The organism is Curvibacter sp. Hmag1.1, from assembly GCF_059769165.1.
In genome coordinates this window covers 2803102-2829143 of sequence record NZ_JBMBGX010000002.1, presented here as the reverse complement: position 1 = coordinate 2829143, position 26042 = coordinate 2803102, and the positions used below count along the sequence as shown (strand labels likewise).

The window sequence follows — 26042 nt, the reverse complement described above, 5'->3', positions numbered from 1 at the left end:
AGTCTGCGCCTGCAGCCCCTAACCCTACGGCTCCTGGGGCTCTTCGTCCGGCGGATTGCCGTCATAGACCTGGTACCGCTGTCGCTGCAAATAGCTATCGCGGATGAAGGAGTACCGGTCCAGCGCCGCACCATTGACGACACCCTCTGAATCCAAAAACGTGGACCGCGTGTCCACAAGGTCGACCACAGTCAGGCCGGTTCGCGTGCCTTCATCAGCCACCTGATTCACCAAGTTCCCCTGGCGATCCACAGGGAGTGCCGCTACTTCCCGCAAAGTGAAGGGGCCGAGCAAGGGCAACACTACATAAGGACCGGCCCCCACTCCCCAATGCCCCAGGGTGATGTTGAAGTTCGCGGGGTGCCGCTCAATATTCAATTCGCTGGCCACATCAAACAAACCACCCAATCCGATGGTGGTGTTCACCATGACGCGGCCTACGCTATCGCCAAAGGCTTGGCGTCTTAACGTCAGCCCGTTGTTGACCGCCGACCAGACATCGTCAAGATTGGCAAAGAAATTGTTAATGCCTGTACGCGTCCACGATGGCAAGGTTTGTTTGTATGCCACTGCAACCGGCTTGACGACCGCGCGATCCACCGCATCGTTGAACCCGAAGACTGACCGGTTCATGGATTCCCATGGGTCACGCGGATCAGGATTGGCTACTGTCGCGCAGCCCTGCAAAGTAGCGAAAAGGGCCAGCAACGCCAGCCAGCGGAGCGATAGGCGCATCATTTTGCTGATTTGTCAGAGGGGCCGTCTGCGGCCTTGCTATAAAGAAACTGGCTGATCAGGTTTTCCAGCACCACGGCGCTTTGGGTGGTGCCGATCACGTCGCCAGCAGCAAGGTTCGCTGCATCAGCACCTGCTTCGATGCCGATGTACTGTTCACCGAGCAGACCGCTGGTCAAAATTTTGAGGGAACTGTCTTTGGGGAAGGCAAAGCGCTTGTCCATGGCCAACTGGACTTTGGCCTGAAAGGTTTTGTCATCGAACCCGATGGACTCCACACGCCCCACCACCACACCGGCACTTTTGACCGCGGCTTTGGGCTTGAGACCGCCGATGTTGTCGAACTTGGCCGTCACCGGGTAACCCTTGTCCACGCTGAAAGTCAGGAGGTTCGCCGACTGCAGCGCCAAAAACACCAGCGCCAAAGCCCCCAGCAGCACAAACAGGCCCACCCACACATCATTTTTGGAGCGTTGCATTTTTCTTCCCCTAGATACTGAACATCATGGCGGTAAGGACAAAGTCCAACGCCAGTACGGTGAGCGATGCCACCACCACGGTACGCGTCGTGGCCCGGGCAACGCCCTCGGGTGTTGGCTGCGCCTCGAAGCCCTGCAGCAAAGCGATGAAACTCACTGCAAAACCGAACACCACGCTCTTGATGACGCCATTGCCCACGTCGACCCAGACATCCACACCGCTTTGCATTTGGCTCCAGAACGCGCCTGAGTCAATGCCGATCATGGGCACGCTGACAATCCACCCTCCCAATACGCCGACAGCACTGAACACTGCTGCCAATATAGGCATGGCGATCACCGCACCCCAGAATCGCGGTGCAAGAATGCGCGACACGGGGTCCACCGCCATCATCTCCATGGCGCTAAGTTGCTCACCCGCCTTCATCAGGCCGATTTCGGCGGTCAAGGAGGTTCCAGCCCTTCCCGCAAACAGCAAAGCAGTCAACACCGGCCCGAACTCACGTACCAGGCTCAGGCTAATCAGCATGCCTACCGAGTCGGCCGCACCGAAGCGCTGCAAGCCATAGTAGTACTGCAAGCCCATCACAAAGCCGACAAACACGCCGGACACCGCGATGATGGCCAGTGAATAGTTGCCCATGAAGTGGATCTGGTCACGCAGCAATGCCGGCCTGCGCAACACCGCGCCCAAGGAGGCCACGAGTCGCCCCATCAAGCGCGCACCCGCACCCCAATCCGCCAACTTGCTACGGACAGCAAAACCCAGCTCGGCGGGATGCAAAAACTTCATCGCGCTACCTCTGTTGAGAAGTCGGCCTCTACCGGCACTGCGGGGTAATGGAAGCGTACAGGTCCTTCAGGCAAAGCATTCACAAACTGGTGCACCAACGGATCCGTACTGGCACGCACCTCTTGTGGCGTGCCTTGGGCAGCAATCTTGCCGTTGGCCAACACAATGACCTGATCGGCGATGTGGAAGGTTTCCTCCAGATCGTGCGACACGATGATGCTGGTCAGCCCCATGGCATCGTTCAGTTGGCGGATGAGCCGCGCAGCAGTACCCAGAGAAATCGGATCCAGGCCGGCGAACGGTTCGTCGTACATCACCAACTCGGGGTCCAAGGCAATGGCACGCGCCAGTGCGACGCGCCGCGCCATGCCACCGGAGATTTCAGAAGGCATCAAATCTCGCGCGCCTCGCAAGCCCACCGCGTTCAGCTTCATCAGGACGATGTCGCGAACCAGTGCTTCCGATAGACCGGTGTGCTCCCGCAAGGGGAAGGCCACGTTGTCAAACACACTCAAATCCGTGAACAAGGCACCGAACTGGAACAACATGCCCATACGACGGCGGGCAGCGTACAAGGCCTCAGAGCCCAGACTAGAAATGTCCTGTGGCACATCACCCGCGTTGGGACCGTGGAGCAGCACCTGCCCGCTTTGCACCCGGATTTGCCCTCCGATGAGACGAAGCACCGTCGTTTTGCCACCACCAGACGCGCCCATCAGGGCCGTCACCTTGCCGCGCGGCACTGTCAGGGACACGCCATCGAGAATGCGCCGCTCCCCGTATCCAAAGGAAACGTTTTTCAGTTCAACCAGAGCAGAGAAAGGAGTGGCGGCCATAAAAGCAACAAGGCCGGGATGTGCCCGGCCTTGGAATGATAAGGGGGAAAACCCTTATCAGCGTGGCAGTTCGGTAAAGCCCATCAAGAACTCGTCCACCGCACGTGCGGCTTGGCGGCCTTCGCGGATGGCCCACACCACCAGGGATTGACCGCGGCGGATATCGCCAGCTGCGAACACCTTGGGCACATTGGTGGCGTAGCCGCCAGAGATGTCAGTCGTGGCTTTGGCGTTGCCGCGAGCGTCTTTGTCAATGCCAAAGGACTCCAACACCGTAGCGACCGGATTGACGAAACCCATGGCCAGCAACACGAGGTCGGCCTTGAGCACCTTTTCAGTGCCAGGGACGTCCATCAATTTGCCATCCTTGAACTCGACCTGCACGGTCTTGAGACCCGTGACTTTGCCTTTTTCGCCGATGAACTCTTTGGTGGAGATGGAGAACACGCGCTCGCAACCTTCTTCATGGCTGGAGCTGGTGCGCAGCTTCAGAGGCCAGTAAGGCCAGGTGAGCGGACGGTTCTCTTCAGCCGGAGGCTGGGGCATCACCTCGAACTGGGTCACGCTGACCGCACCGTGGCGGTTGGAGGTGCCCACGCAGTCAGAGCCGGTGTCGCCACCGCCAATGACGATGACGTGTTTTCCGTCAGCGCGCAGTTGGTTCTTCAGCTTGTCACCGGCATTGACCTTGTTTTGCTGGGGCAGGAACTCCATGGCGAAATGGATACCGTCCAGATCGCGGCCGGGAACTGGCAAGTCGCGGGACTGCTCGGAGCCGCCGGTCAGCAGCACGGCGTCAAAGTCCTTTTTGAGCTGCTCGGGGGAAATGGTTTCCTTGGCCCAGTTGGTGACTTTGGAGCCCTTGGGCATTTCACCTACCAACACGCCGGTGCGGATGGTCACGCCTTCGGCGACCAACTGCTCAGCGCGGCGGTCGATGTGGGACTTTTCCATCTTGAAGTCAGGAATGCCGTAGCGCAGCAGGCCGCCGATGCGGTCGTTCTTCTCGAACAATGTGACGTCGTGGCCGACGCGGGCCAACTGCTGGGCAGCGGCCATACCCGCGGGGCCGGAGCCCACCACGGCCACTTTTTTGCCGGTCTTGACGGTAGAGGGCTGGGGCTTGACCCAGCCTTCATGCCAGGCGCGGTCGATGATGGCGTGTTCAATCGACTTGATGCCCACCGCTTCTTCGTTGACGTTCAAGGTGCAGGCTGCCTCGCAAGGGGCGGGGCAGATGCGCCCGGTGAACTCGGGGAAGTTGTTGGTGCTGTGCAGTGTGTCGATTGCAGCCTTCCAGTCCTTGCGGAAGACGAGGTCGTTGAAATCCGGAATGATGTTGTTGACCGGGCAGCCGTTATTGCAGAACGGCGTACCGCAGTCCATGCAGCGCGCAGCTTGCTTGTTAGCCTGTGCATCGTCCAGACCGATAACGAACTCTTTGTAGTTCTTCAGGCGCTCAGTAACGGGCTTGTAGCCCTCTTCGATGCGCTCAAACTCCATGAAGCCAGTGACTTTTCCCATGATGTACGTCCTTGTGCGTTAGATCAGGCTCGCCTTACTTGGCAGCCGCTGCTTCTTTTTTAGTAGCTGCTGGCGCAGACTTGGCGGGCGCTACAGCCGATTTACGTGCATGAATCTCACCCAGAGCACGCTTGTACTCGTTGGGGAACACCTTCACGAACTTGGCGCGGGATGCTTCCCAGTTGTCCAGCAGTTCGCGTGCACGCTTGCTACCGGTCCAGCGGTTGTGGTCTTCCAGCAGTTTCTTAAGCTGGGCTTCATCGGTTTCACCACGGTGCCAGATGCCCTTGTCGAGGGTGGCTTCCTGCTCGGCGGCAGTCAACACCTTCTCCAGGCTCACCATGGCGGTGTTGCAACGCTTGGCGAACTGGCCGTCTTCGTCATAGACGTAGGCAATACCGCCGCTCATGCCCGCTGCAAAGTTGCGGCCGGTTTTACCCAGCACCGCCACCGTACCGCCGGTCATGTACTCGCAACCGTGGTCGCCGGTACCTTCGACCACAGCAGTGGCGCCGGACAAACGAACCGCAAAGCGCTCGCCGGCCACGCCGCTCAGGAAGGCTTCGCCGGTAGTCGCACCGTACATCACCGTATTGCCGACGATGGTGTTGCGGATGGCTTCACCACGGAAGTCGATACTCGGACGCACGACCACGCGGCCGCCGGACAGGCCCTTGCCGGTGTAGTCGTTGGCGTCACCGATCAAGTACAGGGTGATGCCCTTGGCCAGGAAAGCGCCGAAAGACTGGCCGCCTGTGCCTTCCAGCTGGATGCGGATGGTGTCATCCGGCAAACCTTCTGGGTGTACCTTGGTGACAGCGCCGGAGAGCATGGCACCCACCGAACGGTTCACGTTGCGAGCCACTTCCATGAACTGCACGCGTTCACCCTTGTCGATGGCGGCGCGGCTCTTGGCGATGAGCACATTGTCCAGCGCCTTTTCCAGACCGTGGTCTTGGGTAAGGGTTTGGAAGCGTGGCACGTCGGCAGGCACTTGCGGCTGGGCAAACAAACGGGCGAAATCCAGGCCTTGGGCTTTCCAGTGCTCGATGCTCTTGCGGGTGTCGAGCAGATCGGAACGACCGATCATGTCGTCGAACTTGCGGATACCCAGCTGGGCCATGATCTGGCGCACTTCTTCAGCGATGAAGAAGAAGTAGTTCACCACGTGCTCAGGCTTGCCGGAGAATTTGGCGCGCAGCACAGGGTCTTGGGTCGCCACGCCCACGGGGCAGGTGTTCAGGTGGCACTTGCGCATCATGATGCAGCCTTCCACCACCAGCGGGGCGGTAGCAAAGCCGAACTCATCCGCACCCAACAGGGCACCGATGGCGACGTCGCGGCCGGTCTTCATCTGACCGTCAGCCTGCACGCGGATACGGCTGCGCAAGCGGTTCAGCACCAGGGTCTGCTGGGTTTCGGCCAAGCCGATTTCCCATGGGGAACCTGCGTGCTTGATGGAGGACCAGGGAGATGCACCGGTACCACCGTCGTGCCCGGCGATCACCACGTGGTCTGCCTTGCACTTGGCAACGCCGGCAGCGATGGTGCCCACGCCGATTTCAGACACCAGCTTGACGCTGATGCCGGAATGCGGAGCCACGTTCTTCAGGTCGTGGATCAGCTGGGCCAAGTCCTCGATGGAGTAGATGTCGTGGTGGGGAGGGGGCGAAATCAGGCCCACACCCGGCACAGAGTGACGCAGCTTGCCGATGTAGTCAGACACTTTGCCGCCTGGCAACTGGCCGCCCTCACCGGGCTTGGCGCCCTGAGCCATCTTGATCTGGATCTGGTCGGCGCTGGACAGGTACTCGGCGGTCACACCGAAGCGGCCGGAAGCCACTTGCTTGATGCGGCTGCGCAGGGAGTCGCCGGCCTGCAGGGGGAGGTCCACTTCCACGTTCTCGGCACCGATCACGCTCTTGAGGCTGTCGCCCTGCTTGATTGGGATGCCCTTGAGTTCGTTGCGGTAACGTGCCGCGTCTTCACCACCTTCACCGGTGTTGCTCTTGCCACCGATGCGGTTCATAGCCACAGCCAAAGTCGCGTGCGCTTCGGTGGAGATGGAGCCCAAAGACATGGCGCCGGTTGCAAAGCGTTTGACGATTTCCTTGGCGGGCTCGACTTCTTCCAGCGGAATGGCCTTGGCAGGGTCCACCTTGAACTCGAACAGGCCGCGCAGCGTCAGGTGGCGCTTGGACTGGTCGTTGATGATCTGGGCGTACTCTTTGTAGGTGTTCCAGTTGTTGGCACGGGTAGAGTGCTGCAACTTGGCGATCGCGTCCGGTGTCCACATGTGCTCTTCACCACGGGTGCGCCAGGCGTACTCACCACCGGCATCCAATGCATTGGCCAGCACGGGGCTGTCACCAAACGCCAGCTTGTGCATCCGGATGGCTTCTTCAGCGATCTCGAACACGCCGATACCTTCCACCTTGCTGGGGGTGCGGGTGAAGTACTTGTCGATGGTTTCGGTGTTCAGGCCGATGGCTTCAAACAACTGGGCACCGCAGTAGGACATGTAGGTCGACACGCCCATTTTGGACATGATCTTGGACAGGCCCTTGCCGATCGCCTTGATGTAGTTGTAGATGGCTTTGTCAGCGCTCAGGTCACCCGGCAGGTCCTTGTGGATGTCCTGAAGGGTTTCCATGGCGAGGTAGGGGTGCACCGCCTCAGCGCCGTAACCAGCCAATACCGCGAAGTGGTGCACTTCACGGGCCGTGCCGGTTTCCACCACCAGACCGGCGGTGGTACGCAAACCTTCACGCACCAGGTGCTGGTGGATAGCGGAGAGTGCCAACAGCGCAGGAATAGCCACTTGGGTGGAGCTGATGCTGCGGTCGCTGATGATCAGGATGTTTTTGCCACTCTTGATGGCATCCACCGCTTCAGCGCACAAAGAAGCCAACTTGGCCTCCACACCCTCATGGCCCCAAGCCAAGGGGTAGGTGATATCCAGCGTGTAGCTACGGAACTTGCCCTGGGTGTGGTGCTCGATGTTCCGCACCTTGGCCATGTCGGCAAAGTCCAGAATGGGCTGGCTCACCTCGAGGCGCATGGGCGGGTTCACCTGGTTGATGTCCAACAGGTTGGGCTTGGGTCCGATGAAGGACACCAATGACATCACGATGGCTTCGCGGATCGGGTCGATCGGTGGGTTGGTCACCTGCGCAAACAGCTGCTTGAAGTAGCTGTAAAGCGGCTTGTTTTTGTCAGACAACACCGCCAATGGGCTGTCGTTGCCCATGGAGCCAATGGCTTCTTCGCCGGCGGTAGCCATAGGTGCAATCAGGAACTTCAGGTCTTCCTGGGTAAAGCCGAAAGCCTGCTGGCGGTCCAGCAGGCTCACCTGGTCGGTGACGCGCTTGGGCTCTACGCCTGCCACTACTGCGGACAAGGCCTTGTCGGTGCGACGCTCGTCAAACGACACATCGTCCAGCTTGATGCGCAGGTTCTCAATCCACTGCTTGTAGGGCTTGCTGTTGGCGAGGCTGGCTTTGAGTTCTTCGTCATCAATCATGCGGCCTTGTTCCAGGTCGATCAGGAACATCTTGCCGGGCTGCAGGCGCCACTTGCGCACGATTTTGTTTTCAGGCACGGGCAACACGCCGGACTCGGAGCCCATGATGACCAAGTCGTCATCGGTGATGCAATAGCGGGAAGGACGCAGACCGTTGCGATCCAGCGTGGCGCCAATCTGACGGCCATCGGTGAACACGATCGAGGCCGGGCCGTCCCACGGCTCCATCATCGCAGCGTGGTACTCATAGAAGGCCTTGCGGCGCTCGTCCATGGTGGTGTGCTGCTCCCATGGCTCGGGGATCATCATCATCACGGCCTGGCTGATGGGGTAGCCCGCCATTGTCAACAGCTCAAGGCAGTTGTCGAAAGTGGCTGTGTCGGACTGGTCTGCAAAGCTGATGGGGTACAGCTTTTGCAGATCGGCAGCCAACACGGGGGAAGACATCACGCCTTCGCGGGCCTTCATCCAGTTGTAGTTGCCTTTAACGGTGTTGATCTCACCGTTGTGGGCCACGTAGCGGTAAGGGTGAGCCAATGGCCATTCGGGGAAGGTGTTGGTGGAGAAGCGCTGGTGCACCAGGCCCAAAGCTGACACGCAGCGAGCGTCTTCCAGGTCCTTGAAATACACACCCACCTGGTCAGCCAGCAGCAGGCCCTTGTAGACCACGGTGCGGCTGGACATGCTGGGCACGTAATATTCTTTGGAGTGGGTCAAGCCCAATGCCTGGATGTTGGCACTGGCGGTCTTGCGGATTACGTACAGCTTGCGTTCCAGCGCGTCCTGCACGATCACGTCGTTGCCGCGGCCAATGAAGACTTGACGCAGGATAGGTTCTTTTTCGCGCACGGTGGGCGACATGGGCATGTCGCGGTTCACAGGCACATCGCGCCATCCCAACAGCACTTGGCCTTCGGCCTTGATGGCGCGTTCCATTTCCTGCTCGCAAGCGAGACGGGAGGCGTGCTCTTTGGGCAAAAAGATCATGCCGACGCCGTATTCGCCCTGGGGCGGCAAGGTCACGCCTTGCTTGGCCATTTCTTCGCGGTAGAGCGCATCTGGCAGTTGGATCAAGATGCCGGCGCCGTCACCCATAAGGGGGTCTGCACCCACCGCACCGCGGTGGTCGAGGTTTTCAAGGATCTTGAGTGCGTTCTTGACGATGTCGTGGCTCTTTTCGCCACGAATGTGCGCCACAAAGCCGACGCCGCAGGCATCGTGCTCGTTGGCGTTGGAATACAAACCGTGGTCTTTGAGGTGTTGGATTTCGGCTGCCGTAGTCATGGCGCACTCCTGAAAATTACAGTGGACTCGAAGAATACTGCAACGCAACAAAAGTGCCAAGAAATTTAATTGGGGTCAGACACTATTTGAATCTCTTATCAGATTCAAAAAAATCAAATAGGGACACATCAAATTAATAGCGGCCTGCGCTTATCCAGTAAGCGCCAGGGGCGATATTCAGTCTGGAGAAGTTGCCTTGCGGGGCCGTCCTGGCGTTCTGCGAACCAGGCGTCGCGAGGTATTTTTTTGCAACTCTGCAACGAAATCATCGTCCGCCAGCGCCCATCCACGGGTCACCGAGTCAGTAATTTGATGGAGTTGCACTGAATTGAGGCCCTCCCGGGCCGCCGCTTGGTAGGCCGCCTCGCGCGCGAAAGGCGTATTGCCCAATGCCCAATAGGCGGGGTGGGTCACGATACGCTTGTCCATGATGGCGCCGCTGTAATGCGAGTAACTGGTCCACGGATAGTCTGAAGGCGGCAATCCGATACCGGCGCGTTGCGGATGGAGGTCCATAAATGTCAGTGCCGCTAGGGCGTGGCGTGGCTGCAAGACCGCGGATTTGAAGCGCCCCTCCCACAAGGTCCCTTTGCGGTCGTATTTGCGGTTGAAGTAGCGCACATAAGTACGCCCCAAGGACTGCATCATGAGCGCCAAGCCCTGCTCGCTAGCAGGTGTCAACAACAGATGGAAGTGATCCTGCAGCAGCACATAACCATGCACGGCGACCTGATGTTGCCGGGCCGCGAGGTGTATCGCATTCAGCAGTTCTTCGTAATCCTCCGCGGCCGAGCAAATGGACTGGCCGTGCGCACCGCGCTGCAAAACGTGGTGCAGATGTCCGGCAATTGCCAAGCGGGGAAGTCGTGCCATGGGCCGCGATGGTAGCGGATCACAGCCTCAACCCGCTTACAAGCTCGTCACCGGCAATTGGTATTGGGGCGTGCCCATGAGATCAATACCGCATGACAGGTTATCCAACCAATCCAGCAACTGGGCAATGGCAGCCCCTTGCAAGGGCGCGCCATGCTGCGGAACGATCATCGAAATCTCCAGCCCACGAACCATGCGTACCCAAAGCTTGAGGATTTTGTTGCTGACCATGTAGCGGCGGTGAAACGCCTCCATGCCATGAGGCATAGGCATCAAGTTGGTGATGGGTTTGCGCGCGTCCTGACCACTGAGCATGGAAACACCCAGGTCGCCGGAAAACAGGATCTTGCTCACGGGGTCATAGAACTGGAAATTACCCTCGGCATGCAGAAAGTGCGCGGGTAACAGCCACAGCTCGGTTTTGCCGAAGCGGAGTTTGCCCCCTTCATCGGGAATGGGAATGATGCGGTCTTCCGTCTTGCCGATTTTGCAGAAGTGAGGGGCGAAACGAGCCCAAAGCTGTGAAATCAACAACTTGGCCTGGGTGGATGTCATCCAGCGGTCCAGGGAGGCAATGATGTCCGGGTCGGCGTGGGAGGCGATGATGTAGTCGAGGTGCTGAGGCGCGATGTACTTGCGCATCGTCAGATTCAGCTCGTTGTAGGTCATATTGCCACCCGGATCAAGGATCACACCTTCTCCATGGTCGACGATGAGAAACTGATTGGCCTGCACCGCTTCGGTTTCGTCGGACACGAGATCCGTGAACATCACACAGCAGTGATGGGCGTCTTTGTAGAGTTCAACAGCCATGGCGGGGCCCTTATGCAAAGTGGGCGCCTATGCGCCCACATGAACCCCGATTGTCAAATCAGCCCGAAAACCGGGCTTTGATTCACATCAATTATTTGGGCGCTTTGGTCACTCGGACTTTGCCACCGGTGGTGACGATAATCACGGCATCACCTGCTGCCAATTGCTCACCACCCTTGGCTTGGACGATGGCACGGCGATCGCCTCCTTTGAGTTGAACGAGAATTTCAACCGCTTCTTCTTTGGTAGACAAGCGCTCCAACGCGTTGCCTGCAGCAGCGCCTGCCACGCCAGCCAATACACCCAGGACTTGCGCCTCGCGTTGCACACCACTGCCGCCGTAGCCGCCGATGGCACCCACTACGCCGCCTACAGCGGCGCCTACGCCGGACTGGCTGCCGTCCACCACCACATTTCGCACGGACAGGATGACCCCGTCTTGTACCTGGGCCATACGCTGCGCATCACCGCGCTGGATGACATCCGGACTGCTGCTCGCGCATGCACCCAAAGTGGCTACTACCAGGGCAATGCTTGCCCATTTCATGATCTTTTGCATATTTCTCTCCGGTTCTGGAACGGTTCACTTCAGCCCAGCTAACGCTTTAGCCCACCGCTCCGTTGTCAGCCATATTGTCAACCGGCAATGTAAACCGCGTGTCAAGCAGGGATGTGAGCCCGAATTCGCCCAAAATCGCGCGCAAACGCTCCGCAGCGGCACGTTTTTTCTGCCCCGTGTAGCGAGCCAGAATCAACTCATTTTTCATGCTGTGCTCCCAGCCCACCAGTTCAGTCACGGTCACTTGGTAGCCGTGAGCCTCCAGATACAGGCATCGCAGCACATTGGTGAGCTGGCTACCCAGCTCACGGGTGTGCAGAGGGTGACGCCAGAGCTCGGCCAGCGGTGTGCGCGTCAGGTTCATGGCCTTGTTTTGATTCAAGTGACGGGCAAGCTCTGCCTGGCAGCAGGGCACGAGCACAAACGCCCTCACCTTTTTCTCCAGTCCGAACGCAATGGCATCGTCCGTCGCGGTATCGCAAGCATGTAAAGCGGTGACGACATCGAAGCTGGGGGGAAGCTCTTGCAAGCTGGTGGATTCCGCCACACTCACATTCAGAAAGCTCATGCGTTCAAAGTGAAGCTTGGTGGCCAAGGCTTTGGATTTCTCCACCAGTTCAGCGCGGGTTTCAATTCCGTACAAGTGACTGTGCGGGAGGTTCTTGAAGTACAAGTCGTACAGAATGAACCCGAGATAAGACTTTCCCGCGCCGTGGTCTGCCAAGGTGAAGCTGAGGCCTTCTGTTACCGGAAGTTCATTCATCAGTTTTTCAATGAACTGATAGAGGTGATAAACCTGCTTGAGCTTGCGGCGGGAGTCCTGGTTCAACTTTCCGTCGCGCGTGAGGATATGTAGCTCTTTGAGCAACTCCACTGACTGACCGGGGCGGATTTCAGGCGCGATTTGCCCAGAGGGTTGAGTGCCGCCGACTTGCGCAGGCTGTGCTTTGTTTTTTTTCATTGAATGCTTTCGCCCCATCACAAGGGCGCAATGTCAGGGCCGACTTGCAATGCTGACCACCCTTCGGGGCCCAGCCTTTGCAGTGTGGCAATGTTCTTTTCGTAAATCTGCTCCGCAGCGGGGAATGCTTCTACCGCCTTATCGATACTGGCTTCACGCAGGAGATGAAGTGTCGGGTACGGTGCCCGGTTGGTGAAGTTGCCGATGTCATCGGGCTCCGCGTCTGCAAACTGGAATTCAGGGTGGAAGCTGGCAATTTGCAGCTCCCCATCGAGCTTCAATTTGCGGAGTGCTTTGTCAGCGGAATACAAGAAATCGTTGAAGTCCACAAAGTCCACAAACGCATCCGGAAGGATCAGCAGCGTCGTGTCGCGCAACTGCGGGGCCGCTTGAGCGAGTCCCAGAAGCTCTTCGCGAAGTACATCCAGCACATCAGCTGGCTCGGTCGCACGACAAACCACATAGCGCACCTGATTCTTGACGTGCACGGCTTTGGCGAAAGGACACAGGTTGAGACCGATGACGGCCCGCTCCAACCACCGTTGCATAGACTTGACCACTGCGTCATCTGCACTGGGCTGCTGATTACTCAATTCAGACATGGAACAACCTCTGCCCAGTGAGCCGCTCATGCTCCCGCAAAGCAAATCGGTCTGTCATACCCGCGATGTAGTCACTGACCTGGCGTTGAAGAGAGATGTCTTTCATTGCCTCGTCATCCTGGTGCATTTCTGCGGGTGAAGCGACATAGGCATCAAACAGCTCCCCCACAACGCACTTGGCCTTCCCCATGGTGTCCATTACTTGCTGATGCCGATAGAGGTGCTTGAACAAGAAGTGCTTGAGCTCCCGGGTTTGCGCGCGCATTTCGGCACTGAACAGCACTAGCGCCGGTGCTGCGCGTACAGCGTTCACGTCTTGGGGCATTACCTCTTCCAGTTGAGCGCGGGTTGCAGCCAACACGTCATACACCATATCACTGAGCATAAGTCGTATGGTCTCGTAGAGCCAACGCCGCTGTTTTTTGGCTTGCGCGAAATCCGACTGTTGACTTGCCGCTTGGTCCGCATACTTCCGGAACAAGGGCACTTCCAACATCTGGTCCATGCTGAGCAGTCCCGACCGGACTCCGTCATCTATATCGTGGCAGTTGTAGGCAATCTCGTCAGCCAAATTACACAGTTGCGCTTCAAGGCTCGGTTGCCCACCTTGCAGGAATCGCTTGGCGACCCCGCCACTTTGCCCGGGGAAGTCAGCTTCCCATAGCTCCAAGGACATCGCATTGTTTTTGGAGCAATGCTTCAAAATGCCTTCGCGGGACTCAAAACAGAGATTCAACCCGTCAAAACCCGGGTAACGGGCCTCCAGATGATCCACTACGCGCAGACTCTGGAGATTGTGCTCAAAGCCACCGTAAGAGGCCATGCATTCATGTAGCGCGTCTTGTCCGGCGTGGCCGAAAGGAGTGTGGCCCAGGTCATGCGCCAAAGCAATGGTTTCCACCAGATCCTCATTCAAGCCCAAAGTTCTCGCCATGGACCTGCCTAGCTGAGCAACCTCCAGCGAGTGGGTCAAGCGGGTTCTGAACAGGTCTCCTTCATGATTAATGAAGACTTGCGTTTTGTAGACCAGCCGACGAAACGCAGTGGAGTGAACGATACGGTCTCTGTCGCGCTGAAACGGCGTACGCGTGGGGGCTGCCGCCTCAGCAAACCGCCGACCTCGACTCTGGTCCGGTTGGCACGCATATGGTTGTAGGCTGGACATCAAATTATCCACTGACGCCCGTCTGATATGCGTGAGCAGCTATTTTTTCGATAGCAATCAGGCGCAACATGCATCGATGACCTCACGCACCAAGGCATCAGGCGCTGCTCGCATGACCGCACGACCAGGACCGTCAATCAAGACGAACCGGATTTCACCGGCCTCGGACTTCTTGTCATGGCGCATGAGTTCAAGATAGCGACCGGCGTTGTCGGAGGCATCCAAGCTGGGGCCACGGATTGGTAATCCCGCCGATGCAATGATCCGGGTGAGTCGTTCGACAAACGCTGTATCCACCAAGCCCAGGCGCTGGGATAGGTGGGCAGCCATGACCATGCCGCAGCCAACTGCCTCGCCGTGCAACCATTCGCCATAACCCAAGCCCGCTTCGATTGCATGCCCGAAGGTGTGGCCGAAATTCAAAATGGCACGCAGACCGGACTCACGCTCATCTTGCCCCACAACCCAGGCCTTCAACTCACAGCTGCGCTTTACTGCGTGCGCTAGCGCCTTGGCATCCAGTCGCACCAAGCTCTCCATATGGTTCTCAATCCAAGACAGAAACTCCATATCGGCGATGGGACCGTATTTGATAACTTCCGCCAGTCCAGCGCTGACCTCCCTTGGCGGCAGTGTTTTCAATACATCAAGGTCACACACCACCATTTGAGGTTGGTAGAAGGCGCCCACCATGTTTTTACCAAGTGGATGGTTTATTCCGGTTTTTCCGCCCACTGAAGAGTCCACTTGTGCCAAGAGGGTGGTCGGCACCTGAACAAAGGGTACGCCGCGCATATAGCTTGCGGCAGCGAATCCGGTCATGTCCCCGACGACCCCTCCCCCCAAAGCAAACAGGACAGTTTTTCGATCGCAGGTGTTCTGCAACAGCACATCGAAAATCAAGTTCAAAGTTTCCCAATGCTTGTAAGACTCACCATCAGGGAGTTCCATGGCCAGCACTTTGGAATACTTTCCAGCAAGAGCAACTTTTAGCTTCTCCGCATACAACGGGGCCACAGTAGTGTTACTCACAATGACTGCCGTTTTGCCATTGGGCAAGCCAGCGAAAATCTCTGGGTTGCCAATTAGTTCGCCACCGATGTGAATAGGATAGCTGCGTTCAGCCAGGGAAATGTTTACGGTTTGGTGCACCTGAATTGTCATAGCCGCTTAGTTTAGGGCTTTCAGGTGCTGCAACAGCGCTGCTACACGTCAGCGGAAGGAATCGCCCCTGAAAGCTCAAGCTGCATGACGATCATGTTCACCAACGTCGCCACTGAGGGACGACCGGTTTCCAATACAAAGTGCGCAGTTTCGCGGTACAAAGGATCACGAACTGAAAACAGCTCTCGCATTCGAGTCAATGGATCAGCAACCTGGAGCAGTGGTCGACTCACATCGTGCCGGAGGCGACGAAATAACTCTTCGGGCGTGGATTTGAGATAAATCACTTTACCTCGCGAATGCAAATGATGCCGATTGTTCGGCCTGAGGACTGCGCCGCCTCCGGTGGATAGCACGCAATTCACATTTGCCGAGAGGGCATCAAGAACCTCTTCTTCGATATCTCGAAAACGAGACTCACCCTCGCGGTCAAAAAACTCACGAATCGAGCAACCGATACGCGCCTCAATGGCGTGATCCGAATCTACGAAAGGAATGCGCAAGCGGCGCGCCAACTGACGCCCCACTGTGGTCTTCCCTGAACCGGGAAGACCAACAAGACTGATACTCAAGTGAGGCCCATCTCAACCAATGCCAGAGTTACCGGCCAACCACCTTGTCTGCAATGACCTTAGGTGTGATGAACACCAGCATTTCACGCTTGGTGATTTCCTTTGCCCGGTTGCGGAACAAGACGCCCAATCCAGGCAGGTCACCGAAGAATGGAACTTTGGTTTCGCTGTCGGTCGAGCTTTCTGTAAAGATGCCGCCGATAACCACAGTGCCGCCGTTCTCAACCAGTACTTGCGTTTGCACGTGCTTGGTATCAATCGCAAATCCTGCTGGAGTGCTCTGACCGACAGTGTCTTTAGTCACATCCAAGGTGAGGATGATGTTTCCTTCAGGGGTGATCTGCGGCAGTACTTCCAGTTTCAAGTTAGCCTTCCGGAACGCGATCGAAGTAGCACCGCTAGACGAGGCCACTTGATAAGGCAATTCCGTGCCCTGTTCAATCAGCGCCTTGATCTGGTCTGCAGTCACGACTCGAGGACTGGACACCACCTTGCCTTTGCCTTCAGCCTCAAGAGCGGAAATCTCGAGGTTCAAGAACCTGTCCGCGCCAGCGCCAAAAATGGATACTGCAAATTGTCCGGGAGTACTGGAGCCAAGTGCACCTGTGGATGGGAGATTTACAAAGTTGCCGGAAGTTGTCGCTGCCGAACCCACCACATAACTTGAGCCCAGTGCAATTCCCGGCTTATCGCCGGAAGCAGCTGCAGTACCGCCTCCACCCAATTTGACGCCCAGAGATTTTCCGAAACTATCGGACGCCTCAACGATACGCGCCTCGATCAAAACTTGTCGAACAGCAATATCGATTTTTGCAATCAACTGTTGAACTTGCTCCAATTTACTTGGAATATCAGTGACAAATAATTGATTTGTGCGTGTTTCAAAAATCACGCTACCTCGAGAACTCAGAATTCGACTTGCCGTAACACCTTGGCCCGGTCCGGAACCAGCTGCAATCAGGCCCGCCGCAATATCTGCTGCTTTGCCGTAATTGATTTGGAATGCTTGGGTACGAAGGGGTTCAAGATTCTGTACTGCAACAACGGTTTCAAGATCTAGCTTTTCTTTGGCCGCAATCTCATCCTTCGGGGCAACCCACAGAACATTGCCCGTCTTGCGCATGCCCAGGCCCTTAGCCTGCAAAATGATGTCCAGCGCTTGGTCCCAAGGGACGTCCTGCAAACGCAATGTCACCGATCCTGAAACAGAGTCAGAGGTCACGATATTAAAATTAGTGAAATCTGCAATCACTTGCAAGAGCGAACGCACTTCAATATTCTGGAAATTCAGCGATAGCTTTTGGCCGTTATAGCCAACACCTTGCGTCAATTTCTTTGGATCCACCTTCACTTCTTTGATCTCGACCACGAATTGCTCGTCACTCTGGTAAGCACTGTGCTCCCAATCACCCTTAGGCTCGATGACCATCCGAACCCGATCCCCAGATTGAGTTGTAGTTACAGACTTCACCGGAGTGCCAAAATCTGCAACATCCAGCTTCCGGCGTAATCCCTCTGGCAAACTGGATTTCATGAACTCGACAACCAGACCTTGACCTTGTTGGCGGATGTCGACTCCAACTTGATTGTTGGGCAAAGTGACAACCACTCTTCCCGACCCATCGGTACCGCGCCTAAAGTCAACATCCCTCAATGGAGCCGTTACCCTGCTGGTCGTCTCAGAAAACGCATTTATCGGCTTGGCATTGGCGGACTCTGTCGCCTCCAACGACACAAGGAGGGACTTACCTTGGATTTCAGCCTTGTAAGCAGCCGGTTGTTTCAAGTTCAAGACTACACGGGTGCGCTCACCCGCTTGAACCACGCTAACAGACTTGAGATTCCCTTGGTTGATTTCGACCGTAGAACGACCCATCGCGTTGGATACGCCGGGGAAATCCAAAGCAATCCTCGCAGGTGACTGGATCGCAAACCCAGTAGGTAACGAGGTCAGCGCTTGCGACAAATCAATTCTCACAACTTCGCTTCCGCCCTGAACAGAGCCAGAAACGGCCTCGATAGAACCTTGAGCAAAAGCCGCGTGCCCGAGCAAAACAGACAACACAAAGCCGATTTTTTTCAACATGCGCGTTCCAATTAAATTAATTCGGTTTGTCATTTCGCCTTCTCTTGCAACTCTAGAGTTGCTGCTCGCTCAATCCATTCCCCCACAGCGTCCTGAACTATCTCGCGGAGAATGACCTGAGTTTCAGTGATTTTTGTGACCTTGCCATAATTTTGACCAAGATAGTTACCCAATCTCACTTGATATAACAGGTTGTCAACTTTTACCAAAGCAACTGGTTGGCCAGTTTTTGTAAGATTACCGACCAAAGACATCGAATCCAAAGGAAAAGCCTCCAACGGCTCCTTTCTTCGCGCCAGCTCAGGAGCAACCAATGCTCCGTTAGTTACTGCCTGCGACGACTCTCTCTTCAAAGCTTGGGTTAACTTGACATTGCTGAACGGTTCAATCGCTACTGTATTTGTATAAGCTTCCGGTACAAACTGCTTTGGAGCAGGAATTGGAGCGACCTTTGGACGGGTTTGATTTCTTTCTTCAACAATCCATTGTCTTAGGTCGTCTTCGCTGCTTGATCCACAAGCACTCAATAGGGCCAGTACAGAAAGGCCGATCAAGCCGATTAACCTATTCATTTCTGAGCTCCAGTCGCTTTTCGCTGAGCCTTCACTTCATCTGGATCCAAATAGCGGAAAGTCTTCGCGGTGGCATCTAAAGTCAATATCCCATCAGCTCGCGGAGCGAGGGATAAATTATTGAGAGTCACGATGCGTGAGAGGTTCGCTATGTCGGAAGCGAAGCTACCAATATCATGATATTTGCCAGTTACTCTTATTGTGATTGGAAGCTCAGCGTAATATTCTTTAACGGCGACTTGCCCCGGACGAAACAATTCAAACTGGAGACTTCGCCCTAGGCCAGCTTGATTGATATCCGAAAGCAATGCATCCATTTCAGCTTTGCTTGGGAGTTGCTTTTCCAATTGCGTCACGTACTGTTGCACTTGTTCTCGCTGCTTCTTGAGAACATCAAGATTAACCGCTTTAGCTAGTTTCGTTTTGTAGTCTTCTCGCAGCTTCACTTCTTTGTCTTGCTCCTGTTGCAGTGCGTCCTCTGAGCCTGTGAGCCATGTGAACCATAGGACGATTACGATAGCTACAGCGGCAAATACAAATAAAGCATAGCGGGGAGCAGTTGGCCATAAAGACGGATCCTTGGGATCCAAGTCTCTAAATTGAGAAAAGACTTTTTGCTGTATCAGAGCAAAATCGAGTGAGGTACTGGAACTGGTAGCCATAAATACCTAATTAGGAAATTTTGGGTTGGGCACCAGAAGCCGCCACTCCTGGGCTGCTCGCCGGAACAATCGGAGCGTCCGCAGGCCTTGGAACAAGCTTTTCTGCTTCACTGGCCCGCATTAACTTAACTTTTATTGTGAAGTTATATACACGCTTTTGTTCTTTTGTTGAAATCGAAGCTGAACCAGAGGTAATTTCGATTAATTCTGGCTTTGTAAACCAAGGCGTGTTGTTTGCGAGATTCCGAAGCAATTCTGAAACACGCTCGTTTGACTGCGCAACGCCCACCAAAGATACCTGCTGATCCTGCTGAGTCATTTTGTTTATGTAGACACCGTCAGGTAGCTGATTAACTAATTCTGTCATCAGATGAACTGGTAAGTTTCTATCCGACTGCAAGTCTTCAACCGCTTGCTGGCGAGCTCGCAGTGCAGCGATTTCCGTCTCCAATCCCGCAATGTCCTTTATCTGTCCCTCAAGCTTTTTAATCTCTGTTTCCAAGACTAAGTTATTACTTTGTTGTTGCGTGATGGCAGCTTGATACCAAAGGAATATAGTTCCAGCAATAACTCCACCAAGTAATGCGGATGCACCCAAGGAAACGTTGAATAAATCTTTGCGTCGTTTGCGCGCAGCCTCGCGGTGAGGCAATAGATTAATCAATATCATTGCGAAAACCTCCGCAATGCCAGACCGCAAGATGTCAGATAAGAGGGCGCCTCTCTCGTCATTCTTTTGAGCCTGACTCCATCGCCAATTTCCATCCCATCAAAAGGATTCAACAAGCTGCAAGGGAAAGTAGTGTGTTGAGTGACTGCATTGGTTAAGCCTGGCAATGCTGCAGAGCCACCCGCCAACATGATGTAGTCCACCTTGTTGTGCGGAGTACTGGTAAAGAAGAACTGCAACGCGCGGCCAAGCTCCTGAACCATGGTTTCGATGAATGGCTTCAGTACAGTGGATTCGTAGTCATCGGGCAACTCGCCACTGCGCTTTTTGCTCTCTGCTTCTTCTTGCGAAAAGCCATACTGTCTAACAATGAGCTGTGTCAGCTGGGCGCCACCGAACGCCTGATCACGGTCATACAACACCTCATCGTCCCGCATTACCTGCATACTGGTGGTCATGGCACCTATTTCAAACAGTGCCACGATTAAACCAGCGCCTTTGCTGGGCAAGTTTTCAATCAACCGACCAGCTGCCAGACGGGATGCATAGGACTCCACATCAACAATCACAGGAGTCAAGCCTGCAGCTTCGGCAAGTCCCTGAATGTCTTGAACTTTTTCCCGACGGGAAGCAGCGATAAGCACTTCAATGTCACCTGCGGAAGCAGCGCTCGGACCGATGACGCAGAAATCCAAACTTACCTCGTCTAAAGGGAAAGGAATGTATTGGTTAGCTTCAGACTCAACTTGCTGTTCAAGCTCCATGTCAGACATGCCGCCAGGCAAGATGATTTTCTTGGTGATGACAGCTGAAGGTGGCAATGCCATCGCCACATTCTTAGTCTTTGTGCCACTCTTTTTGACGAGCTTTCTGACGGCATCTGCAACTTCATCGAATTTTTCGACGTTGCCATCGGTGATCCAACCGCGCTCCAACGGTTCAATGGCGCATCGCTCCAGAACCAGATTGCCGGCTTTGTCACGCCCCAACTCCACCAGCTTTACGCTGGACGAGCTGATGTCCAACCCGAGCATGGGAGCGGGCTGCCGGCTGAATAAAGACCCCAATGAGATCAAAATGGTCCCCTGAAACGGACTGACAACAGGCCAGTCAAACTTAAGAATTCACTTGAATGCTATCAGCAAGAGTATTGAGCGGCAAAGGTTTTTTCACTTTCTGACAATTTATAACGTTGCCAAAAGCAGACGTTAAACGCCGCCTTTCGGATACGATTTCATCTTAGCGGGGTCGTCAGCATTTCAGGATGCAGGATGTGATCCTCTATCCATGCCTGCCAGTGAGGCCCTCAACGGTGTCATTTTTATAATGACCCGAACGCCCAAGATTGCTATGCCAGATTCACAAGACTCCACCAAAACTGCCAAACCTAAGACACGACATTGGGCATTGGTCACTCTTTTTTGGCTCGTGGGCCTCGCCACAGCTGGCATTTTTTCCGTACTGGCATTGGTCGCACTCGCGTTGTCCATGGCCTACCCCAACCTTCCGGACATTAGCGACCTGTCTGATTACCGCCCCAAGCTGCCTTTAAGAATCTATTCAGCAGAGGGGGACTTGATCGGCGAGTTCGGTGAAGAGCGCCGAAAACTCACCCCCATCAAGGAAATCCCCAAAGCCATGACAGACGCGATCCTAGCGGTTGAGGATGCCCGTTTTTATCAGCATGGCGGGGTGGACTATATCGGCGTGATCCGAGCGGGGTTGGCTAACGTAGGGCGCGTCAAAAGTCAGGGGGCATCAACCATCACCATGCAGGTCGCGCGCAATGTCTATCTGACCTCGGAAAAAACATTCACTCGCAAGATCTATGAAATTCTGCTGACTTTTAAACTGGAACATTTGCTGTCCAAAGATCAGATCCTTGAGATCTATATGAACCAGATCTTCTTGGGGAATCGCGCATACGGTTTTGCAGCGGCTGCTGAAACTTACTTCGGGAAGCCACTGAAGGACATCTCGATTGCGGAAGCTGCCATGCTGGCGGGGCTCCCCAAGGCCCCCTCCGCTTACAACCCGATCAGCAATCCGAAACGCGCGAAAGCACGCCAGCAGTACATCATCGATCGCATGCTCGAGAACGGATTCATCACCGAGGAAGAAGCTGAGACAGCCCGAAATGAACAATTGAACGTCAAGAACGGCCCGGGCGCAAACCCGATACATGCGGAATATGTCGCCGAAATGGTGCGGCAACTGATGTTTTCTCAATATGGAGAAGAGACCTACACGCGCGGCCTGAACGTCTTCACCACTCTCAAATCCGAACAGCAAATCGCGGCTTACCGCGCACTTCGGCGGGGCATCATGGACTTTGAGCGTCGTCAGGTCTACCGCGGCCCTGAGAAGTTTCTGGAACTACCTGCCAAGGGCCAGGAACTGGAAGATGCGATTGATGAAGCCTTGGACGAACACCCCGACAACGGAGACGTGATGGCTGCCGTCGTGCTGGAGGCAGACGCCAAGCACATCAAAGCACAGCGTCAGGGTGGAGAAATTGTGGAGATCATTGGTGACGGCCTGAAGCCAGCCCAGTCCGGCCTTTCCGACAAAGCGCCCCCTAACATCAAACTCCGCAAGGGGGCCTTGATCCGGGTTGCAAAAACGGCCAAAGGAACTTGGGAAATTACCCAACTACCGGAAGTGGAAGGTGCTTTCGTGGCCCTAGACCCTCGAGACGGATCGATCAAGGCACTGGTCGGCGGTTTTGACTTCAACAAAAACAAATTCAATCACGTCACACAAGCGTGGCGCCAACCTGGCTCTAGCTTCAAGCCCTTTATTTACTCTGCGGCCTTGGAAAAGGGTTTCGGTCCGGCAACAGTTGTCAACGACGCGCCTTTGTTTTTTGATGCAGGCGTAACCGGCGGACAACCTTGGGAACCCAAAAACTACGATGGTACTTTTGAAGGTCCCATGACCCTGCGCCGCGGCCTCGCCAAGTCCAAGAACATGATTTCCATCCGGGTTCTCAACTCCATAGGCGCACCCTACGCCCAGGAGTGGATCACCCGTTTCGGCTTTGAGGCGGACAAGCACCCCGCGTATCTCACCATGGCTCTGGGTGCCGGCGCGGTGACACCGATGCAAATGGCAAGTGCTTACTCTGTGTTCGCAAACGGTGGCTACAGAGTGAACCCTTGGCTCATTACCAAAGTCAGCGAACAACGTGGCAAAGTGTTGGTAGAGACAGAGCCGCCGGTTTTGGCAGACACAGAGCGTGCCATTGACGAACGCAATGCCTTCATGATGAGCAGCTTTTTGCAAGAAATAACCCGGTCTGGAACTGCTGCGCGTGCACAGGCCACCTTAAAGCGGCCGGACTTGTACGGCAAAACCGGCACGACCAACGACTCCATGGACGCGTGGTTTGCTGGTTATCAGCCCACTCTCACTGCCATCACGTGGATAGGATACGACACGCCCCGCAAGCTGGGTGACCGCGAAACGGGTGGAGGCCTGAGCCTGCCGGTCTGGATCAGCTTCATGGAGACGGCCCTGAAGGGCGTACCGGTTTCAGAGCCCACAGCACCGGAAGGTGTCGTGAAACTAGGCAATGAGTGGTACTACGAGGAATTCACACACGGGGCAGGCGTTAGCACTCTGGGATTGAGTGACAAACCGGATACGCCAGCTGAAGCACCCGCCGCTGCGGATGAAAAGAAAAAAATTATCGATCTTTTCAAAAACTAAGCCGCTGTAAACACCAAGGCCATGCCGGCTTGCTGGCTGGCATTGGCGCTCAAGGCCGCGAAAAATTCGCCCTGCCCTTTGGTGTCCCGCCATTCGGTGCCAGACCATTTGTAATGGTAGCCACCAGACTTGGCCGCCATCCAGACCTCATGCAAGGGTTTCTGCAAATTCACGATGATCTGTGGGCGATTGGCAAAAGTCAGTGTCACCATGCTTCCGACTCGCTGGTTATCCACATCAGCATCCGATTCGTCGTTGATGCGATCGCATGACAACTCCAAAGCACGCAACAAAGACTCGGCAAGACTCATGAATTCTGGGTCGGTCATTACAATTTCACTATGTTGAATCGAACGCGAATTCTAGTCAGAGGCTTGATCCCGCTGATTTGTGTGCTTACTTTGGGGGCATGCGGCCAAACAGGCCCGCTATTTCTACCCAAAGTTCCACCCAAAGTGTCGCCGGCCAGCAGCACAACGCCCTTTCCCGCCACCAAAGCTTCAGACACCATACCTGCACCATGAGCGCCACTCTTCTACCCGGCCAGCCCCACGTCCATTACGAGAACAGTCAGCTCCACGTGGAGGGCTGCTCGCTGGATGCGTTGGCCAGTACCCATGGCACGCCGCTGTTTGTGTATTCCAAGGCCTCCATGCTGGACGCACTCGCGGCCTACCAGCGCGGCTTTGCAGGGCGCAATGCCCGCATTTGCTATGCGATGAAGGCCAACTCTTCCTTGGCCATTCTGCAATTGTTCGCCAAAGCCGGATGCGGCTTCGACATCGTGTCTGAAGGCGAATTAGCGCGCGTCCTGGCCGCCGGTGCCGATGCTGGCAAGGTCATTTTTTCTGGCGTCGGAAAAACACGTGCTGAAATGGCCCGCGCCCTGGAAGTTGGCATCGGCTGCTTCAACGTGGAAAGCGAAGCGGAGATCGATGTCTTGAACGAGGTCGCGCTCGGCATGGGCAAGCAGGCCCCTATCAGCATCCGCGTCAACCCCAACGTCGACCCCAAGACGCACCCCTACATCTCCACCGGCCTCAAAGGCAACAAATTCGGCATCGCCCACGAACGCACGCTCTTGACCTACCAGCGGGCAGCGGCACTGCCCGGCCTGAAGGTCGTGGGTATCGACTGCCACATCGGCTCCCAGATCACGGAAGAAACGCCCTACCTCGACGCCATGGACCGCATGCTGGATCTGGTGGAGTCGATTGAAGCCGCAGGCATTGGCATTCACCACATCGACTTCGGTGGCGGCTTGGGGATCAACTACAACGGCGACACGCCTCCGGCTGCCGACGCCCTGTGGCACAAGCTGCTCGCCAAACTCGACGCACGCGGCTTTGGCCAACGGCAGCTCATGATTGAGCCCGGGCGCTCCCTGGTGGGTAACGCAGGCGTGTGCGTGACTGAGGTGCTGTACATGAAGCCCGGTGAGCAGAAGAACTTCTGTATCGTGGACGCGGCCATGAACGACCTGCCCCGTCCGGCCATGTACCAGGCCTTCCACACCATAGTGCCTGTGAAGCAGGCGGCCTCTCAATCATCGGGCGCTGAAGTGTTTGACGTAGTGGGCCCGGTGTGCGAGAGCGGGGACTGGATCGGTCACGACCGCACGCTGCAAGTGCAGTCAGGCGACAAGCTGGCAGTTCTGTCGGCAGGCGCTTACTGCATGAGCATGTCGAGCAACTACAACTCCCGCCCTAAAGCTGCCGAGGTGTTGGTGGACGGTGCACACAGCCACTTGATCCGTCAGCGCGACAGCTTTGCCGACCAGATTCGCGGCGAAAAACTACTCTAAGCGCTATAAAAAGAATAGCTGCTCGCGCATATTCAACGGGCGCCAGCAGTCCTTTTTATCCAAAAAATCCGGGCACGCCATCCGAGCAAAACACTCAGAATGGCGGCATATACCGCCACCTCTGAGAAATTGTTTTTGCCGGCGCGCATCCAGAAGAAGTGGAGGATGGCGAATACAGCAATCGCGTACACACTGCGGTGCAAAGCCTGCCATCGCTTTGCCCCCATCACTTTGATCGCCCGGTTGAAGGAGGTGGCAGCTAACGCAGTGAGCAACACCATCCCTGCAAAGCCGACCAGAATAAACGGCCGCTTTACGATGTCGACAACGATGTCAGCAAGCTCCAACCCCATGTCCAGCCAACTGTAAGCAGCCAAGTGAAGAAGGCCGTAGCAAAAAGTCGAAACGCCCACCATGCGGCGAAAGCGGGCCAATCCGGTCCAGCCAGTGACGACCCGTAGTGGGGTGATCAACAGCGTCAGGCAGAGTAAACGCAAGGTCCAATCTCCTGTGGACCGGATCAGGGCTTCAGCCGGATTTGCACCCAACTGTTCGGCCACCGCTGCCCACACCAGATAGGCCAAGGGAGCGCAAATCGCCAAAAGCAGGCACGGTTTGGCACCGCGGTGTAGCAACCACGTGTTCATCAACGTC

Annotated in this window: 24 protein-coding genes; 3 read left to right on the top strand and 21 right to left on the bottom strand. The window is 55.8% G+C overall.

Annotation, left to right across the window (positions count from 1 at the left end; genetic code table 11):
- Positions 1-24: 24 nt before the first annotated feature.
- The 19 genes from ACOAP0_RS14035 to ACOAP0_RS13945 all read right to left on the bottom strand — a co-directional run bounded on the left by ACOAP0_RS14035 (position 25) and on the right by ACOAP0_RS13945 (position 20949).
- Positions 25-735 carry an MlaA family lipoprotein gene (locus ACOAP0_RS14035; RefSeq protein WP_498376900.1) on the bottom strand — a complete coding sequence of 237 codons (711 nt, stop codon included), beginning with the start codon at positions 733-735 and terminating at the stop codon, positions 25-27.
- Positions 735-1214 (bottom strand): outer membrane lipid asymmetry maintenance protein MlaD, encoded by a 480-nt coding sequence (gene mlaD / locus ACOAP0_RS14030; RefSeq protein WP_498376899.1) that lies wholly within the window; start codon positions 1212-1214, stop codon positions 735-737. The genes ACOAP0_RS14035 and mlaD overlap by 1 nt, the downstream gene beginning before the upstream one ends.
- A 10-nt stretch (positions 1215-1224) precedes the next feature.
- Positions 1225-2007 carry a lipid asymmetry maintenance ABC transporter permease subunit MlaE gene (gene mlaE / locus ACOAP0_RS14025; RefSeq protein ID WP_087496490.1) on the bottom strand — a complete coding sequence of 261 codons (783 nt, stop codon included), beginning with the start codon at positions 2005-2007 and terminating at the stop codon, positions 1225-1227.
- Positions 2004-2843, bottom strand: coding sequence for an ABC transporter ATP-binding protein (locus tag ACOAP0_RS14020; protein WP_498391439.1), 840 nt, complete (start codon positions 2841-2843; stop codon positions 2004-2006). The genes mlaE and ACOAP0_RS14020 overlap by 4 nt, the downstream gene beginning before the upstream one ends.
- A 57-nt stretch (positions 2844-2900) precedes the next feature.
- The gene (locus ACOAP0_RS14015; RefSeq protein WP_498376897.1) at positions 2901-4367 is read right to left on the bottom strand and encodes a glutamate synthase subunit beta; all 1467 of its coding nucleotides are present in this window, start codon (positions 4365-4367) and stop codon (positions 2901-2903) included.
- Positions 4368-4401: 34 nt separating this feature from the next.
- The gene (locus ACOAP0_RS14010; protein WP_498376896.1) at positions 4402-9174 is read right to left on the bottom strand and encodes a glutamate synthase-related protein; all 4773 of its coding nucleotides are present in this window, start codon (positions 9172-9174) and stop codon (positions 4402-4404) included.
- Between the two features lie 177 nt (positions 9175-9351).
- Entirely contained in the window at positions 9352-10047 is a 696-nt protein-coding gene (locus ACOAP0_RS14005; protein WP_498376895.1) for a transposase, read from the bottom strand.
- 36 nt (positions 10048-10083) lie between these two features.
- Positions 10084-10860 carry an oxygen-binding di-iron domain-containing protein gene (locus ACOAP0_RS14000; RefSeq protein ID WP_087496485.1) on the bottom strand — a complete coding sequence of 259 codons (777 nt, stop codon included), beginning with the start codon at positions 10858-10860 and terminating at the stop codon, positions 10084-10086.
- A gap of 91 nt (positions 10861-10951) precedes the next feature.
- Entirely contained in the window at positions 10952-11419 is a 468-nt protein-coding gene (locus tag ACOAP0_RS13995) for an outer membrane lipoprotein (protein WP_232459860.1), read from the bottom strand.
- A gap of 46 nt (positions 11420-11465) precedes the next feature.
- On the bottom strand, positions 11466-12380 hold the full coding sequence (locus ACOAP0_RS13990) for a class I SAM-dependent methyltransferase (RefSeq protein ID WP_498376894.1): 915 nt from the start codon (positions 12378-12380) through the stop codon (positions 11466-11468).
- 17 nt (positions 12381-12397) lie between these two features.
- Positions 12398-12982 (bottom strand): DUF1415 domain-containing protein, encoded by a 585-nt coding sequence (locus ACOAP0_RS13985; protein WP_498376893.1) that lies wholly within the window; start codon positions 12980-12982, stop codon positions 12398-12400.
- Positions 12975-14147, bottom strand: coding sequence for a deoxyguanosinetriphosphate triphosphohydrolase (locus tag ACOAP0_RS13980; RefSeq protein ID WP_498376892.1), 1173 nt, complete (start codon positions 14145-14147; stop codon positions 12975-12977). Before ACOAP0_RS13980 ends, ACOAP0_RS13985 begins: the two co-directional genes overlap by 8 nt.
- 57 nt (positions 14148-14204) lie before the next feature.
- The gene (aroB, locus tag ACOAP0_RS13975) at positions 14205-15311 is read right to left on the bottom strand and encodes a 3-dehydroquinate synthase (RefSeq protein ID WP_498376891.1); all 1107 of its coding nucleotides are present in this window, start codon (positions 15309-15311) and stop codon (positions 14205-14207) included.
- A 41-nt stretch (positions 15312-15352) separates the two neighbouring features.
- Positions 15353-15883, bottom strand: coding sequence for a shikimate kinase (locus ACOAP0_RS13970; RefSeq protein ID WP_498376890.1), 531 nt, complete (start codon positions 15881-15883; stop codon positions 15353-15355).
- A gap of 28 nt (positions 15884-15911) precedes the next feature.
- Positions 15912-17969: a type IV pilus secretin PilQ gene (locus ACOAP0_RS13965; RefSeq protein WP_498376889.1), complete on the bottom strand. Its 2058-nt coding sequence runs from the start codon at positions 17967-17969 to the stop codon at positions 15912-15914.
- A gap of 29 nt (positions 17970-17998) precedes the next feature.
- On the bottom strand, positions 17999-18541 hold the full coding sequence (locus tag ACOAP0_RS13960; protein ID WP_498376888.1) for a pilus assembly protein PilP: 543 nt from the start codon (positions 18539-18541) through the stop codon (positions 17999-18001).
- Entirely contained in the window at positions 18538-19203 is a 666-nt protein-coding gene (locus ACOAP0_RS13955; protein WP_498376887.1) for a type IV pilus inner membrane component PilO, read from the bottom strand. Before ACOAP0_RS13955 ends, ACOAP0_RS13960 begins: the two co-directional genes overlap by 4 nt.
- 10 nt (positions 19204-19213) lie before the next feature.
- Positions 19214-19873, bottom strand: a complete 660-nt coding sequence (locus ACOAP0_RS13950; protein WP_498376886.1) for a PilN domain-containing protein — start codon at positions 19871-19873, stop codon at positions 19214-19216.
- Positions 19870-20949, bottom strand: coding sequence for a pilus assembly protein PilM (locus ACOAP0_RS13945; protein ID WP_087496475.1), 1080 nt, complete (start codon positions 20947-20949; stop codon positions 19870-19872). Before ACOAP0_RS13945 ends, ACOAP0_RS13950 begins: the two co-directional genes overlap by 4 nt.
- A gap of 274 nt (positions 20950-21223) precedes the next feature.
- On the opposite strand from ACOAP0_RS13945, the gene ACOAP0_RS13940 reads away from it, so the two are divergent.
- Positions 21224-23584 (top strand): penicillin-binding protein 1A, encoded by a 2361-nt coding sequence (locus ACOAP0_RS13940; RefSeq protein WP_498376885.1) that lies wholly within the window; start codon positions 21224-21226, stop codon positions 23582-23584.
- Here ACOAP0_RS13940 and cyaY read toward each other — a convergent pair.
- Complete coding sequence (gene cyaY, locus ACOAP0_RS13935; RefSeq protein ID WP_498376884.1) at positions 23581-23913, bottom strand: iron donor protein CyaY; 333 nt, start codon at positions 23911-23913, stop codon at positions 23581-23583. The genes ACOAP0_RS13940 and cyaY overlap by 4 nt on opposite strands.
- Before the next feature lie 12 nt (positions 23914-23925).
- Here cyaY and lptM point away from each other — a divergent pair, with 12 nt between their 5' ends.
- The gene (lptM, locus tag ACOAP0_RS13930) at positions 23926-24108 is read left to right on the top strand and encodes an LPS translocon maturation chaperone LptM (RefSeq protein WP_498376883.1); all 183 of its coding nucleotides are present in this window, start codon (positions 23926-23928) and stop codon (positions 24106-24108) included.
- Positions 24105-25388 (top strand): diaminopimelate decarboxylase, encoded by a 1284-nt coding sequence (gene lysA / locus ACOAP0_RS13925; protein WP_498376882.1) that lies wholly within the window; start codon positions 24105-24107, stop codon positions 25386-25388. Before lptM ends, lysA begins: the two co-directional genes overlap by 4 nt.
- Positions 25389-25420: 32 nt before the next feature.
- On the opposite strand, the gene msrQ is transcribed toward lysA, so the two are convergent.
- The gene (gene msrQ / locus ACOAP0_RS13920) at positions 25421-26035 is read right to left on the bottom strand and encodes a protein-methionine-sulfoxide reductase heme-binding subunit MsrQ (RefSeq protein ID WP_498376881.1); all 615 of its coding nucleotides are present in this window, start codon (positions 26033-26035) and stop codon (positions 25421-25423) included.
- Between the last annotated feature and the right edge of the window lie 7 nt (positions 26036-26042).

Excerpts from the sequence above, each read along its gene's own strand:
- ACOAP0_RS14035 (WP_498376900.1), bottom strand. The coding sequence starts at position 735 with ATGCGCCTATCGCTCCGCTGGCTGGCGTTGCTGGCCCTTTTCGCTACT.
- mlaD (WP_498376899.1), bottom strand. The coding sequence starts at position 1,214 with ATGCAACGCTCCAAAAATGATGTGTGGGTGGGCCTGTTTGTGCTGCTG.
- mlaE (WP_087496490.1), bottom strand. The coding sequence starts at position 2,007 with ATGAAGTTTTTGCATCCCGCCGAGCTGGGTTTTGCTGTCCGTAGCAAG.
- ACOAP0_RS14020 (WP_498391439.1), bottom strand. The coding sequence starts at position 2,843 with ATGGCCGCCACTCCTTTCTCTGCTCTGGTTGAACTGAAAAACGTTTCC.
- ACOAP0_RS14015 (WP_498376897.1), bottom strand. The coding sequence starts at position 4,367 with ATGGGAAAAGTCACTGGCTTCATGGAGTTTGAGCGCATCGAAGAGGGC.
- ACOAP0_RS14010 (WP_498376896.1), bottom strand. The coding sequence starts at position 9,174 with ATGACTACGGCAGCCGAAATCCAACACCTCAAAGACCACGGTTTGTAT.
- ACOAP0_RS14005 (WP_498376895.1), bottom strand. The coding sequence starts at position 10,047 with ATGGCACGACTTCCCCGCTTGGCAATTGCCGGACATCTGCACCACGTT.
- ACOAP0_RS14000 (WP_087496485.1), bottom strand. The coding sequence starts at position 10,860 with ATGGCTGTTGAACTCTACAAAGACGCCCATCACTGCTGTGTGATGTTC.
- ACOAP0_RS13995 (WP_232459860.1), bottom strand. The coding sequence starts at position 11,419 with ATGCAAAAGATCATGAAATGGGCAAGCATTGCCCTGGTAGTAGCCACT.
- ACOAP0_RS13990 (WP_498376894.1), bottom strand. The coding sequence starts at position 12,380 with ATGAAAAAAAACAAAGCACAGCCTGCGCAAGTCGGCGGCACTCAACCC.
- ACOAP0_RS13985 (WP_498376893.1), bottom strand. The coding sequence starts at position 12,982 with ATGTCTGAATTGAGTAATCAGCAGCCCAGTGCAGATGACGCAGTGGTC.
- ACOAP0_RS13980 (WP_498376892.1), bottom strand. The coding sequence starts at position 14,147 with ATGTCCAGCCTACAACCATATGCGTGCCAACCGGACCAGAGTCGAGGT.
- aroB (WP_498376891.1), bottom strand. The coding sequence starts at position 15,311 with ATGACAATTCAGGTGCACCAAACCGTAAACATTTCCCTGGCTGAACGC.
- ACOAP0_RS13965 (WP_498376889.1), bottom strand. The coding sequence starts at position 17,969 with ATGTTGAAAAAAATCGGCTTTGTGTTGTCTGTTTTGCTCGGGCACGCG.
- ACOAP0_RS13960 (WP_498376888.1), bottom strand. The coding sequence starts at position 18,541 with ATGAATAGGTTAATCGGCTTGATCGGCCTTTCTGTACTGGCCCTATTG.
- ACOAP0_RS13955 (WP_498376887.1), bottom strand. The coding sequence starts at position 19,203 with ATGGCTACCAGTTCCAGTACCTCACTCGATTTTGCTCTGATACAGCAA.
- ACOAP0_RS13950 (WP_498376886.1), bottom strand. The coding sequence starts at position 19,873 with ATGATATTGATTAATCTATTGCCTCACCGCGAGGCTGCGCGCAAACGA.
- ACOAP0_RS13940 (WP_498376885.1), top strand. The coding sequence starts at position 21,224 with ATGCCAGATTCACAAGACTCCACCAAAACTGCCAAACCTAAGACACGA.
- cyaY (WP_498376884.1), bottom strand. The coding sequence starts at position 23,913 with ATGACCGACCCAGAATTCATGAGTCTTGCCGAGTCTTTGTTGCGTGCT.
- lptM (WP_498376883.1), top strand. The coding sequence starts at position 23,926 with ATGTTGAATCGAACGCGAATTCTAGTCAGAGGCTTGATCCCGCTGATT.
- lysA (WP_498376882.1), top strand. The coding sequence starts at position 24,105 with ATGAGCGCCACTCTTCTACCCGGCCAGCCCCACGTCCATTACGAGAAC.
- msrQ (WP_498376881.1), bottom strand. The coding sequence starts at position 26,035 with ATGAACACGTGGTTGCTACACCGCGGTGCCAAACCGTGCCTGCTTTTG.